Below are 13443 nucleotides of genomic sequence, written 5' to 3' on the forward strand. Positions count from 1 at the left end.
GGCCGTTGCAGTCCCAGAGCTGCGCCTGGGCGCCGTTGGCCTGGGAGACGCCGGCGACGTCCAGGCACCGGCCCGACCCCACACCCTTGATCGCGCTTCCTCCGGTGGGAGTGGGCGTGGGGGACGGCGTGACCAGGCCCCCTCCGGCCACGACGTACATCGCGGCCCCGTGCGCGGGCACCGACGCGCTGATCGTCCCGGACGAGGAGCCGGTCGTGTGCGCCCACAGGTCCCGTACGGAGTAGGATGCCGCGGCGCCGAGGCCGAGGGCGGAGGCGGTGGTGGACACCGTCGCCGTGCCGGTGCCCCGGTTGAGCAGCACGACCGCGACCGAGCCGTTGGACATCGGCTTGCGCCATACTTCCAGGTTGCCGTTGTCGCTGATCTTGGTGCCCTGTCGGCCGCCCCAGTCCTGGTCGACGGCGATGACCTCGGTGTTGGTGAGAATCGTGCGGGTATCGGCGCTCATCGAGCGGATGTCGTTGCCCGCGATGAGCGGCGCGTTCAGCAGTGACCAGAGGCTGAAGTGCGCCCGGGCCTCGGTCGCCGTCAGCGAACCGTTGCCCACCTCCAGCATGTCGGGGTCGTTCCAGCCGCCAGGCCCCGAGTACGCCTCCAGCCCGACCTGCTGGTCCAGGATGCCCATGACCGAGTTCCAGTTCGCCTGGATGTCGCCCGTGGTGCGCCAGGAGTTGCCGGTCTGCATGCCCCAGGTCCAGACGCTCTCCTGGCCCCAGTTGCACAGGCTGAACAGGATCGGACGGCCGGTGGCGGCGAGCGCGTCACGCATCGCCGTGTATCGCTGCTGCCCGTTCTTGCCCTGGTGGTCGCCGCAGTTGTCGTACTTCAGGTAGTCGATGCCCCAGGAGGCCCACAGGGCGGCGTCCCGCCGCTCGTAGCCCAGGCTGGCCGGATAGCCCGCGCAGGTCGTGGTGCCCGCCGAGGAGTAGATGCCGAGCTTCAGTCCCTTCGCGTGGACGTAGTCGGCCAGCGCCTTCATGCCGCTGGGGAACTTGGCCGGGTCGGGCACCAGGTCCCCGGCCGCGTTGCGGCTCTTGGTCGACCAGCAGTCGTCGATGTTGACGTACGTGTAGCCCGCCGCCGCCATGCCGCTGGAGACCATGACGTCCGCGGTCTGCCGCACGAGGTTCTCGTTGACGTTGCAGCCGAAACTGTTCCAGTCGTTCCACCCCATCTGGGGCGTACGGGCGAGCCCGTTGTCCAGCGCAGCGGCCGGCGACGTCATGCCGCCGGCCGCGACCAGGGACCCGGCGGCCAGCACCGCCGCCAGCGTCCATCGAACGATCCTGTGCATCTGACTCCTTACCCGTGGCCGGCCCCTCGCCCTCAGGGCGGGCCAAATCCTGTTATCGATAACATTGCTTGCGGGTCGGCTCTTCTGCGGGTGGTAGGTGGTGTGCGGCGGAGCAAATACGACCCCGCCGATCCCGTCAAGGGGGCTGCGGCGCGTGTGCTCGGCCGGATGCCGCGCCGCCTGCCCTTACCCGGTGCGGTCGTCGATCCGGGACGCGCGCTCAGCTGAAAGTTTCAGCCGCGACCATTACCACTGGGCATTTCCGGAACGTTGCCGCGGCGGCGTTTACCATCGCCGCAGGCAGAGGAGTCTGGCCGATAAGCGATCACACGAAACTTTCCGGCTCGGTCTTGACAGTTTTCGTGACGGTTTCCACACTGAGCCCCGGGTGGTCTCCTGTCGGAGCGGTGATGGGCGGCGGTCTCGCCGCCCATCACACGCTCCCGTGACGGGGGCGCGCCGTCGACTCCGCGGGTGTCCCGCGCCTCGTTCGGCGTCATCCGATGCCGGATGGCGAATGCATGGATTTGTTAACGCTAACAATACGGAGACGTTCAGGAGGCCATGTGTCGCCCTCATCCTTCAGCCGGCGCCGGCTGCTTCAAGCCGCCGGGGCCGCCGCCGTGGCCTCCGCCGTCGGGGAGGTCGCCGGCGCCCGGGCGGCCGGAGCCGCGGTCGCGCCGGCCAGGGCCGACATCGGCGTGTCGGCGTACGCCTTCGAGCTGGGGCAGGTGCGGCTCACGGGGGGCCGCCTGATGGACAACCAGAACCGGACGCTGTCGTATCTGCGGTTCGTCGACGTCAATCGGTTGCTGTACAACTTCCGGGCCAACCACCGCCTGTCCACCGGCGGCGCCGCCACGAACGGCGGGTGGGACGCCCCGAGCTTCCCGTTCCGCACCCACGTCCAGGGGCACTTCCTCACCGCATGGGCGCAGGCGTGGGCGGTGCTCGGCGACACCACGTGCCGGGACAAGGCGAACACCATGGTGGCCGAGCTGGCCAAGTGCCAGGCCAACAACGGCGCCGCCGGCTTCAACACCGGTTACCTGTCGGGTTTCCCCGAGTCCGACTTCACCGCGCTCGAGGCCCGTACGCTGAGCAACGGCAACGTGCCGTACTACTGCATCCACAAGACGATGGCCGGCCTGCTGGATGTGTGGCGCTACATCGGCAGCACCCAGGCGCGTGATGTGCTCCTGGCACTGGCCGGTTGGGTGTACTGGCGCACGGGCAGGCTCAGCTCCAGCCAGATGCAGGCGATGCTGGGCACCGAGTTCGGCGGCATGAACGCCGTGCTGACCGACCTGTACCAGCAGACCGGTGACGCCCGCTGGCTGACCGCGGCGCAGCGGTTCGACCATGCCGCCGTGTTCAACCCTCTGGCCTCGAATCAGGACCAGCTCAACGGTCTGCACGCCAACACCCAGGTGCCCAAGTGGATCGGGGCGGCCCGCGAGTACAAGGCGACCGGCACCACCCGCTACCGGGACATCGCCGCCAACGCCTGGAACATCACCGTCGGCGCGCACACCTACGCGATCGGCGGCAACAGCCAGGCCGAGCACTTCCGGGCCCCCAACGCCATCGCCGGGTATCTCACCAACGACACCTGCGAGCACTGCAACAGCTACAACATGCTCAAGCTGACGCGCGAGCTGTGGCTGCTGGACCCGAACCGGGTGGCGTACTTCGACTTCTACGAGCAGGCGCTGCTCAATCACGTCATCGGCGCGCAGAACCCCGCCGACAGTCACGGGCACGTCACCTACTTCACCCCGCTCAAGCCGGGCGGGCGTCGTGGCGTGGGCCCCGCGTGGGGCGGCGGCACCTACAGCACCGACTACAACTCCTTCTGGTGCTGCCAGGGCACGGGCATAGAGGTCAACACGGCATTGGCGGACTCCGTCTACTTCTACAACGGCACCACATTGACGGTGAACATGTTCGCGCCGTCGGTCCTGAACTGGACCCAGCGGGGGATCACGGTCACGCAGACGACGTCCTACCCGGCGAGCGACACCACGACCCTCAGCGTCACCGGCGACGTCGGCGGGTCGTGGTCGATGCGCGTCCGCATCCCCGGCTGGGCCACAGGGGCGACGATCAGCGTCAACGGCGAGCAGCAGAACGTGGACACCACGCCCGGCACGTACGCGACCCTCACCCGCTCCTGGAATTCCGGCGACACCGTCACGGTCCGACTGCCCATGCGCGTGGTCACGAAGGCCGCCAACGACAACCCCAACGTCGCGGCGGTCACGTACGGCCCGGTCGTCCTGTCCGGGAACTACGGGAACACCGCCCTGTCGGCGCTGCCCGCCCTGAACACCGCCTCGATCACCCGGACCAGCACCACGGCGCTGGCGTTCACGGCCACCGCCAACGGGTCGTCGGTCAACCTCGGCCCGTTCTACGACGCCCACGGGTACAACTACACCGTCTACTGGAACACCGGCGGCAGCGGAGGCGGAGGCGGGACCGCGACCTACCGGCTGGTCAACGCGGCCAGCGGCCTCGTCCTGGGCATCCAGAACATGTCCACCGCCGACGGCGGGCTCGCGCTGCAGTGGACCGACAGCGGCACCGCCGACCACGACTGGGAAATGGTCGTCGACGGCACCGCCGTACGGCTGCGCAACGTCAACAGCGGCAAGGTTCTCGGCGTGGAGAACATGTCGACCACCGACAACGCCCGCGTCCTGCAGTGGACCGACAACGGCACCGCCGACCACCGCTGGACGATCGTCGACGCCGGCGACGGCACCCACAAGATCCGCAACGTCAACAGCGGCAAGCTGCTCGCCATCCAGGGTGGCTCGACCGCCAACGGAGCCCAGGCCGTGCAGGACTCCGACAACGGCAGCGCGGACAACCAGTGGCGGTTCGTGCCCCACGGGGCCCGGCGCATCCAGAACCTGGCCAGCGGGCTGGTGCTGGGTGTGCAGGACATGTCCACGGCCGACGGCGGCCTCGCGATCCAGTGGGGCGACACCGGCACGGCCGACCACCTGTGGACCGCCGTCGTGGACTCCGGCGGCTATCTGCGCCTGCGCAACTCCAACAGCGGAAAGGTGCTCGGCGTGGAGAACGCGAGCACGGCCGCCGGTGCGCGGGTGCTCCAGTGGGCCGACAACGGCACCGCCGACCACCGGTGGCGGCTGCGGTACGGATCCGACGGGTGCTTCCGCATCCAGTGCGCCAACGGCGGCCGGGTCCTCGGCGTCAGCGGCGGCTCCACCGCCCAGGGCGCCCAGGTCGTGCTCGCCGACGACAACGGAGCGAACGACCACCTGTGGCGGTTCCTCTAGGCCGGAGGAGAGCGGGTGGTCAGGGCCGCCAGCGGTAACGGGCGTCGGGCAGGTTCTCCTCGTTGCCGCTGCCGTCGCCCTCCGCGACGAGGGTGAAGCCGTGCCGCTCGTAGAAACGCCGGGCACCGGTGTTCTGCTGGAACACATGCAGGTCGAGTCCGCGGGGGCGCGCCTTCTTGGCGTGGCCGAGCAGCGCGCTCCCGACGCCGCCGTTCTGCGCGGCGGGCGCGAGGTAGAGGTGGTCCAGCCACTGTCCGCGCAGGGCGGCGAATCCCACGATCCGGCCACGCAGCTCGGCCACCCACACCTGCGACGAGGGGAGCAGGACGCCGGAGATCCACGCCCGGGTCTCCTCGTCGGAGTGCAGGCGGGGCAGATAGGTCATCTCTGCCCGGGCGGCGAGGAACGCCTCGGCGATGCCTTCGGCGTCGCCGGTCCCGGCGCGGCGGATCAGCGGCACAGTGCGTGGCGCAGCGCCGTGCGGGAACCGTCCCGCGCGGTTCGGCCGGGCAGCGGAGGCGGCGGCGCTCACGAGCCGGTCCGCAGGGCGTCGCGGGCCGCCATCAGGGCGAAGCCGAGCAGGTTGAGCCCCTGCCAGGTCGAGGGGGAGGCGGCGCGCTCGTCGTCGGCCGTCAGGCCGATGCCCCAGATCCGGTCGAGTGGGCTGGCCTCGACCAGGACCCGGCCGGCGGTCGCGAGCAGGAAGCGCGACAGCTCGGGGTTCTGGCCGAACTTGGCGATGCTGCCGCGGACCACGATGCCGAACCGGTGCGCGGCCCAGACCTGCTCGTCGAAGTCGCGTACGGCCCGGCCGAGCTTCTTGGCCTCGCCCGGGTGACCAGCCGTGAGGACGCGTTCGGCGGTCTGCGCGTCGCCGAACAGCCAGGCCTTGTGCGCCATCATGTAATGCTCCGCGGAGGCGAAGGTGTGGCCGTCCTCCGTGAAGGCGGCCGGCCACCACTGCGACAGGCAGCCGGGGCCGGCCCCGCCGTCGCGGGCCGGCCGGTGGCCCCAGAAGTACAGGTAGCGGAGGCTACGGCCCGCCTGCTCCGCGGCGATCGCCTCGTCCACGCTGCGAGGCGGCGAGATCTGCTCGGACACGTCCACACCGTGCCACAGGCGGCCTCGTTCCGGCCATCGAGTTACGGCGCCAGGCGCGACGCCTCGTACGGACGCCGGGCCCTTCGAACGACCCTAAGCCGGCCGGACCCGGCGCTCGCCGACCTGGTGGAGATCGTGGACCGCGCATCCGGCGGCGGGCCGTCCCCGGGGCTGTGCCCGGGGACGGCCCGATCCGTCGTGGTCGTCGCCGCTTTACTTGTATCCGGCGGCGACGATGTTGGCCTGCACCTCGTTCTCGGTGGCCGCGGTCGGGTAGCCGGACGTCATCACGCCTTCGTAGAAGGTGCCGGCGGAACCATGGCTGTTGTCGCCGCCGATGCCGAGGATGATGGCGCCTTCCTTCTTCATCGGGTTGTAGCCCGAGGCGTTGGGCCGCTTGCCGTCGTAGAAGGTGGACAGGCCGCCCGACTGGGCGTTGCCGGCCCGGATGGCCCAGTGGTTGGGCTCACCCTTGATGATGGCGGTCAGGTATCGGTAGTTCACGCTCGGGTCGTTGGCGTTGTAACCGGGGTTCACGCCGGAGAACAGGCCGTTCTCCAGGTCGGCCATGACCCAGGGGCCGTTGCCCGTGCCGTAGCCCCAGACCTTGATGTTGCCGAAGTAGATGGCCTCCATCGTGCCGTTGCCGTTGTCGCGGCTGTTGGTCTCGGCGTTGCCGTAGTCGAAGCAGCAACCGCCGTTGTAATGGGTGCCGTCGAAGACCGCGTACATCCCCTCCGGCTGGTCGCCCTTGGCGACGCCGTTCGTGGCGTTGTTGCGGTAGCCGACGCCGGGGTCGACGTAGACGCCGTACGCCTTGTGGCCGTAGACCGTGGTCGGCGCCTTTGTGGCGGTGGCGAGGTTGTCGTAGCCGCCCGCGGCCGGGCCGGAGAACCCGCCGGGAGGCGCCTGGGTGAGGTGGTTGCCCCGGCCGGACTGGTCGTAGATCTTGGTGATGAGGCAGGTGGTGCCGGAGCAGAACGAGTCCTGCGCCGCGGCGTCGGCGGCTCCGCCCGGGCTCAGCACGCCGATGTCGCGGGTGGTGTTGTCCGAGGAGCGGCGCACCTGGTAGAGCGAGCCGTTGTAGTTCGCGTACAGGGCGCGGGTGGTGCTGTGCGCCGCCACGCACGGCGTGCCGCCCGCGGCGTAGATGTCACACGGCTGCCTGGACGACGGCGGCGAGGGAGACGTGGAGGGCGAGACGGTGGGGGAGGCACTGGGGGAGACACTGGGGGAGGTGCCGGGCGAGGGGGAGGTGACGCCGCCGGTGCAGGTGACGCCGTTGAGGGCGAAGCTCGTCGGTGCCGGGTTGGAGCCGTTGAAGGCCCCGTTGAACCCGAAGCCGGTGCTGCCGCCGCTGGGGATGCTGGCGTTGTAGGAGACGTTGGTCACCGTGACCTGGGAGCCCGACTGGGTGTAGGTGCCGTTCCACAGCTGGGTGATGGTCTGCCCGGCGGGGAACGACCAGGTCAGCTTCCAGCCGTTGACCGGGTCCCCGAGGTTGTCGACGCTCACGTTCGCGCCGAAGCCGCCCGGCCACTGGTTGGTGACCGTATAGGTGACCTTGCATCCGGCCGCGGCCGCCGACGCGGCGTGCGTACCGGCCACACCGACGCCGGCCGCCAACAGCGCGGCGACGGCGGCGGCCGACAGTCTCAACCGCCGGCGGAAAGAGCTCACATGTCGCACAGGGGTTTCCCAATCTCTGAGTAGTCGATCCGCAAACCTGCTCGGTCACGGGCTCGTGCAGGTCACGCTGGTGGGGGTGATCGAGCCGTCGCCCTCGGCGGTGAATCCGAACGTCGTCGACCCGTTGCCGGCGACGGTGCCGTTGTAGGGGGCGTTCTTGACGGTGATCGCGCCGCTGGTGCCGGTGTTCACGCCGTTCCACAGGCTCGTGACGGCCTGCCCGCCGGCCAGGGTCATCGTCACGGTCCAGCCGTTGAGCGCGGCCGATCCGGGGTTGCCGACGGTCACCTCGCCCTGGAAGCCGCCGCCCCAGTTGTTGACGAGCCGGTACGTCGCCGTACACCCGCCAGGTCGCCCGCTCGGCGACGGGCTGGGGGACGGCGATGGGGTGAGGGACGGCGACGGCGATGGGGTGGGGGACGGCGACGGCGATGGGGTGGGGGACGGCGACGGCGTGGGGGTCGGCGACGGGGACGCGCCGCCGCTGACCCGGTAGACGACGGTGCCATGCGCGGGCACGCCGGCCGAGATGGTGCCGGTGCTGCCGCTTACGGCGTTCGTCCACGCGTCGCGCAGGGTGAACGAACCGCCGGACAGCCCGATCGCGGACGCGGTGGTGCTGATCGTGGTGGTGCTGCCGCCCTGGTTGAACAGGGCGACCGCGACGTCGCCGTTGCCGAGCCTCTTGGCCAGCACGCGCCGGGTCCCGTCGTTGCTGATCTGGCGGGCCTGCAGACCGAGCGGGTCCTGGTCGATGGCGATGAGGTTCTGGTTCTTCAGGATGGTCGCCGTCGCCGAGTCCATGCCGCGCAGGTCGTTTCCGGCGATCAGGGGTGAGGCCATCATCGCCCAGAGGGCGAAGTGGCTGCGCATCTCGGTGTCGGTCATGCCGCCCCGGCCGACCTCCATCATGTCCGGGTCGTTGAACGCTCCTGGTTTCGCGTACGACGCCAGTGGGACGGTGACGTTCACGATGTTCTGGATGCCCATCGGGTATCCGTTGGTCTGACCGGTGTCCCACTTGTTGGTGATGTCCTCGGTCGTCCGCCACATGTTGGCGACGTCGCCCCAGTCGCGCTGCGGCCCCGTCTTCGCGTGGATGCTGTTGGGGTTGATGCTGTAGACGATCGGCCGTCCGGTCGCCGCCAGCGCGTCGCGCATCTTCGCGAACGTGCGGACCTGGTCGTCGATGGTGCCGTTGGGCGAGCACCAGTCGTACTTCAGGTAGTCCACGCCCCAGGCGGCGAACTGCCGGGCGTCCTGGACCTCGTGTCCCTGGCTCCCGGTCGCGCCCGGGTAGCTGCCGAAGTACTGCGCGCAGGTCTTGTCCACCGGCACCTGGTAGATGCCGAACTTCAGCCCTCTGGCGTGCAGGTAGTCGCCGAGGGCCTTCATCCCGCTGGGGAATCGCGAGGGATTGCCCTGGAGGTTCCCCGCGGAGTCGCGGGTGGGGTTGAACCAGCAGTCGTCGACCACGACGTACTGGTAGCCCAGGTCGCGCAGGCCGGAGCTGACGATCGTGTCGGCCATCTGCTTGATCAACGTCTCGTTGATGTTGCAGCCGAACGTGTTCCAGCTATTCCAGCCCATGGGCGGCGTGCGGGCCACGCCGTTCTCCAGGGCGCCGGCCGGGTCCTGCAGGGCGATCGGGGCGCCTGCGAGAATGCCCGCGGCGAGCAGAACTCGCACCTTCCGCATGGATCCTCCTTGAGGTGAGCTACGGATGCATGGCGAATGACGAGGATCAGGGGCTCGTGCAGGTGGCGGTGGGCGTGGCCGCGCCGCCGTCGGCGGTGAAGCCGAAGGTGGTGGACGAGCCGGCCGCGATCAAGCCGTTGTAGGCCTGACCGTCCCGGAGGAGCCGGACCCGCTCTGCGTGCGGTTCCACAGGCTGCTGACGGTCTGCCCGCGCGGCCAGGTCCACTTCACGGTCCAGCCGCTATGGCGGTGAACAAGGATCTACGTCTCGACACCGTGCACTCTCTCTGCCGGTCGAACGCCGGCGTACGCCGATGGGGGGATCAACCACAGAGGCCCGTGCTGTCGAAGGGGCCGTCGTGGAGGTGAGCGCCGGGTGGCGGGTCTACCGGTAGGTGACGGCGGACGACGAGTAGACGCAGTTGACGCCGTCGGCACCGCTGCCGATCTTGGTCGGCTCGCCACTGGTCACGCCCCTGTACTTCTCGCAGACGACGACCTTCCTGCTCGGGTCGTTCACGATCGTGATCTGCGAGAAGCGCGCGGTGTCGCCGTAGTTGGTGTTGATGCCGGCCAGGACCTTGCCGGGCGTGGTCGCCGTGACGTTCTGGATGACGACGTTGCGCTTGTACTGCGTCGAGCAGTTGCCGCAGGAGCGGTAGAGCTTGCCGAAGTTCTGCACCTGGAAGTTCTTGATGTACATGGTGCCGGGGCCGTTGTGCTGGAAGACCTTGTCGCTGGCCGCCCTGGCGCCGCCGCCGTCGATGGTCATCGTCTGCGACGACGAGGTGCCCTTGAACGTGGCCGCGTCCTCGCCGACGTCCTCCCACCACACGTTCTGCAGGGTGCACGTGCCCATGCAGTGGACGCCGTCGGCCGCGGGCGCGCCGATGACGACGTTCTTCAGCACCGCGCCGTCGGCCAGTTTGAAGATGGGGGGCTGGCTTTCGCTCTGGCTGCCGCTGCCGAGCGCGCCGGTGCCGTAGTAGCGCTTCATCCCTCCGTCGAGTGTGCCCGAGACGTTGATCGTGGCGCCGACCGCCTGCTGACCGGTGGGGGACGGCCAGGCGGCCAGGCGCAGTGCGGCCGCCGGCGCCGCGCCCGGAACGGTGCCCGCGGACGCGCCGCCGGCCGGACCGGCCGCGAGGACCATCCCGGCCGCCGCGGCGGCGAACAACGCGGCGCGGAATCGTGCGGACGTGTTCATGCACACTCCAGGGGGAGACACGGCGACCATGCCGCCGTACGCGGTGATGCCGATTGCGGGGAGCTCGCGCCGGCGCTCCATCGACGTTCACGAGAGCGAGCGGAAGCCGGACCCGGCGGATTCGCGGCCGATCCATGTGCGGACGCGACACTCACGGCGTCGCAACCGGGAACCCCTGCCGCTCACCACCGACCCCGGCAGGAGGCCGCTTCGGGACTCAGTGTGAAAACCTCGACGAAACCTGTCAAGAGAATCTCGAAATTGTTTCGTTGAGGCGCGGAGCGCTTTCGCCTGCTGACCTGTGATGGTCGGCGGCATGAACGGTGAACGTTTCCCCAGCTCCACCGGCGGCCACCTTATCGGCGGATGTCGAGTCGGCAGCGCTCAGAACGTTACGACGGCATTCTGTGAAACTTTCACCCCCGAACCTCGCGGGCGGCCGGACTCCGCCCTGCTGGGAGCAGGTGGGACAGGGGGCCGGCGGACCGAGGGCCGACGTGGAGTGGACCCGGCCCTTGACGAGGCGCCCCCGGGTCGTATTTGCTCCGCCGCACCACCACCTGCACATGCTCCGACAGAGAAGGACAAGCCCCACAGAAGAATTGTTAGCGCTAACAGCGGGATTCGCCTCTCTGCCGGCTCGCGAGGACTCCGAGCCGGCTGACTGTCGCTGATCGCTATGAAGACGTGAAACGAACCCCGGGAGTAACGGATGAAGGTCCCTCGCCTGCGGCTCTGGCTTGCCGCCGGGCTCGTCTCCGTGGCCGGCGCGGTCGGTGCGCTGACCGCGCCCGCCGCTCATGCGGCCACAGGATGTCGCGTGGACTACTCGGTCACGAACCAGTGGCCGGGCGGCTTCGGCGCGAACGTGAGCGTCGACAACCTCGGGGACCCGGTCAACGGCTGGAAGCTGACCTGGTCGTTCCCCGCCGGGCAGACCATCACCCAGCTGTGGAACGGCACCTACACCCAGTCGGGCTCCCAGGTCACGGTGACCAACGTCTCCTACAACGCCAGCATCCCCAGCGGCGGCAGCACCGGCTTCGGGTTCAACGGGGCCTTCAACGGCTCCAACCCGGCACCGACGAGCTTCGCCCTCAACGGCGTGACCTGCACCGGCGGCGTCACCTCCCCCTCGCCCGGCACCAGCCCGACCGCGAGCCCTTCCCCGAGCCCGTCCGCGAGCCCTTCCCCGAGTCCTTCGGCCAGCCCGTCATCCACACCGGTGGCGAGCAAGCCGTGTGACATCTACGCCGTGGGCGGCACGCCCTGTGTGGCCGCGCACAGCACGACGCGGGCGCTCTACCACTCGTACAGCGGCAACCTATACCAGGTGCGGCGCTCCTCCGACAACGCGACCAGGAACATCGGCGTCCTGGCCGCGGGCGGCACCGCCAACGCGGCGGCGCAGGACTCCTTCTGCGCGGGCACCACCTGCGTCATCACCGTGATCTACGACCAGTCCGGGCACGGCAACGACGTCGCCTACCAGGGACCGGGCGGGGCCGGCGGCAAGGACACCCCCGCGACCGCGACATCCGAGTCGCTGACGGTCGGCGGCAGCAAGGCGTACTCGCTCTACATCAAGCCCGGCAACAGCTACTGGCGGGACGGTCACCTGACCGGAGTGCCGACGGGCAGCGCGCCCGAGGGCATGTACATGGTGACCAGCGGCACGCACGTCAACAGCGGCTGCTGCTTCGACTACGGCAACAGCGAGACCACCAGGAAGGCCGACGGGGCCGGTGCCATGGACGCCATCTATTTCGGCACGAGTTGCTGGTTCGGCGGCTGCTCCGGCTCCGGCCCGTGGGTGCAGGCCGACCTCGAATATGGCCTCTACCCCGGCGGCAGTTCGTCGTGGAACCCGAACCAGCGGGCGTTCACCAGCAAGTTCGTCACCGCGATGCTGAAGAACAACGGCACGTCGCGCTTCGCCATCAAGGGCGGCAACGCGCAGAGCGGCGCGATGACCACGCTGTGGGACGGCGCGCTTCCCCGCGGCTACAGCCCGATGAAGAAGCAGGGCGCGATCATCCTGGGCAGCGGCGGCGACTGCTGCGCCACCAACACCAACCTGAGCCAGGGCACCTTCTACGAGGGAGCCATCGTCTCGGGTTACCCGTCCGATGCGACCGAGAACGCGGTGCAGGCCAACGTCACCTCCGCCGGCTACCGCTGATCCGGGAATCGGGCGATGCGTGGGCGGGCGGCAGCGGACCCCGGCCGGTCACGGCCGGCCGGGGTGCGCGGCTGGTCGTGCGTCGAGCGTTCCGTGGCCGGGCCTGCCGCTCATCACCTTCGCCGGCGTGAACGTCACGAAGTCGCGCGTCGTGGTGTAGAGGGTCTGGTTCCTCGTCAGCGGATGGCGGCCGTTCGGGTCGTCGCGGTCAGATGTGTAGTAGGTCCCGGGTGGATACATGGACGACGTCCAGTAGACGACGTAGGCGCCGATGGACTGGTCCCAGATCGCCTCCGGGCCGAACGCCATCCCCGCCTCGTCGGGGGCCACCCGGACGTGCCGCTGCTCCGACCAGGTCCGCAGGTCACGCGACTCCCAGACCTCGATGTGGCGGCCGGCGTCGCTCTGCGCCCAGTCCCAGCCCTTCCACCCGTACGCCGTGCCGTCGACGTTCAGGTCCGTGGCGACGAGGGAGAACCTGTCTCCCTCCGGCGGCCAGGGTCGACGAGGTCCACTTCACCACCGCGCCCGGCGCCGCCGCCACCGCCGTCGGCAGGGTCACGTTCCCCCGCACGTCGTCGGTGTTGGGAATCGCGATCCCAGCCAGGGCCTGCTCAGCGCGCTCGGCCGCCGTGGTGTCCCCGGCGCCTGCCATCCGACCGCCTCCCGTCACAGATGTACGACCGCGGGTCCGCCCGCGCGCTCTGGTGTTCAGGTCCCGAGAGGGGTGCCGCGGCCGGTGAGGATGATCAGTTTTTCGATTCGTCTGCGGCGGCGGGCGCTGGTGATGCGGATGGCGAGGAAGGCGAGGATGAGGAGGGCCAGGAGGGTGAGCTGGGGCCAGGGGATGGCCCAGACGGTGGTGTCGATCGCGACGCGTTCGGCGGTGACGCCGGGCAGGGGTTTGCCGGCGGGGGCGGGGATGGCCATGATCGTGGTG

The 13443-nt window shown here is 69.6% G+C and carries 11 protein-coding genes; 2 read left to right on the forward strand and 9 right to left on the reverse strand.

The window, feature by feature from the left end:
* The coding region (locus FLW16_RS42300) for an alpha-galactosidase (protein ID WP_142566628.1) at nt 1-1315 on the reverse strand (1315 nt) is incomplete at its 3' end.
* 566 nt (nt 1316-1881) lie between these two features.
* Here FLW16_RS42300 and FLW16_RS42305 point away from each other — a divergent pair.
* Nucleotides 1882-4626, forward strand: a complete 2745-nt coding sequence (locus FLW16_RS42305) for a beta-L-arabinofuranosidase domain-containing protein (RefSeq protein ID WP_221891587.1) — start codon at nt 1882-1884, stop codon at nt 4624-4626.
* Between the two features lie 19 nt (nt 4627-4645).
* On the opposite strand, the gene FLW16_RS42310 is transcribed toward FLW16_RS42305, so the two are convergent.
* From FLW16_RS42310 to FLW16_RS42335, 6 genes are all read right to left on the reverse strand, one after another.
* A complete protein-coding gene (locus FLW16_RS42310) occupies nt 4646-5086 on the reverse strand; it encodes a GNAT family N-acetyltransferase (RefSeq protein WP_260616195.1) in 441 nt (146 codons plus the stop codon).
* A 68-nt stretch (nt 5087-5154) separates the two neighbouring features.
* Nucleotides 5155-5733 (reverse strand): NADAR family protein, encoded by a 579-nt coding sequence (locus FLW16_RS42315; protein ID WP_142566630.1) that lies wholly within the window; start codon nt 5731-5733, stop codon nt 5155-5157.
* A 207-nt stretch (nt 5734-5940) separates the two neighbouring features.
* Nucleotides 5941-7407 carry an arabinofuranosidase catalytic domain-containing protein gene (locus FLW16_RS42320; protein ID WP_221891588.1) on the reverse strand — a complete coding sequence of 489 codons (1467 nt, stop codon included), beginning with the start codon at nt 7405-7407 and terminating at the stop codon, nt 5941-5943.
* Between the two features lie 54 nt (nt 7408-7461).
* Nucleotides 7462-9114, reverse strand: a complete 1653-nt coding sequence (locus FLW16_RS42325) for a cellulose binding domain-containing protein (RefSeq protein ID WP_221891589.1) — start codon at nt 9112-9114, stop codon at nt 7462-7464.
* A 129-nt stretch (nt 9115-9243) separates the two neighbouring features.
* A complete protein-coding gene (locus FLW16_RS46415; protein WP_185949848.1) occupies nt 9244-9345 on the reverse strand; it encodes a hypothetical protein in 102 nt (33 codons plus the stop codon).
* A 154-nt stretch (nt 9346-9499) separates the two neighbouring features.
* Nucleotides 9500-10321, reverse strand: a complete 822-nt coding sequence (locus tag FLW16_RS42335; RefSeq protein ID WP_142566632.1) for a pectate lyase — start codon at nt 10319-10321, stop codon at nt 9500-9502.
* A 712-nt stretch (nt 10322-11033) separates the two neighbouring features.
* Here FLW16_RS42335 and FLW16_RS42340 point away from each other — a divergent pair.
* The gene (locus FLW16_RS42340; protein ID WP_142566633.1) at nt 11034-12503 is read left to right on the forward strand and encodes an arabinofuranosidase catalytic domain-containing protein; all 1470 of its coding nucleotides are present in this window, start codon (nt 11034-11036) and stop codon (nt 12501-12503) included.
* Between the two features lie 48 nt (nt 12504-12551).
* On the opposite strand, the gene FLW16_RS42345 is transcribed toward FLW16_RS42340, so the two are convergent.
* Both FLW16_RS42345 and FLW16_RS42350 read right to left on the reverse strand, forming a co-directional pair.
* Complete coding sequence (locus FLW16_RS42345; protein ID WP_142566634.1) at nt 12552-12833, reverse strand: hypothetical protein; 282 nt, start codon at nt 12831-12833, stop codon at nt 12552-12554.
* Between the two features lie 381 nt (nt 12834-13214).
* A partial coding sequence (locus tag FLW16_RS42350) for a hypothetical protein (protein ID WP_221891591.1) occupies nt 13215-13443 on the reverse strand: 229 nt, incomplete at its 5' end.

Source organism: Microbispora sp. KK1-11 (assembly GCF_006874435.1).
Taxonomy (GTDB): Bacteria; Actinomycetota; Actinomycetes; order Streptosporangiales; family Streptosporangiaceae; genus Microbispora; species Microbispora catharanthi.

Coding starts and splice junctions, on each gene's coding strand:
- FLW16_RS42325 (WP_221891589.1), bottom strand. CDS start 9,114: ATGCGGAAGGTGCGAGTTCTGCTCGCCGCGGGCATTCTCGCAGGCGCC.
- FLW16_RS42340 (WP_142566633.1), top strand. CDS start 11,034: ATGAAGGTCCCTCGCCTGCGGCTCTGGCTTGCCGCCGGGCTCGTCTCC.
- FLW16_RS42335 (WP_142566632.1), bottom strand. CDS start 10,321: ATGAACACGTCCGCACGATTCCGCGCCGCGTTGTTCGCCGCCGCGGCG.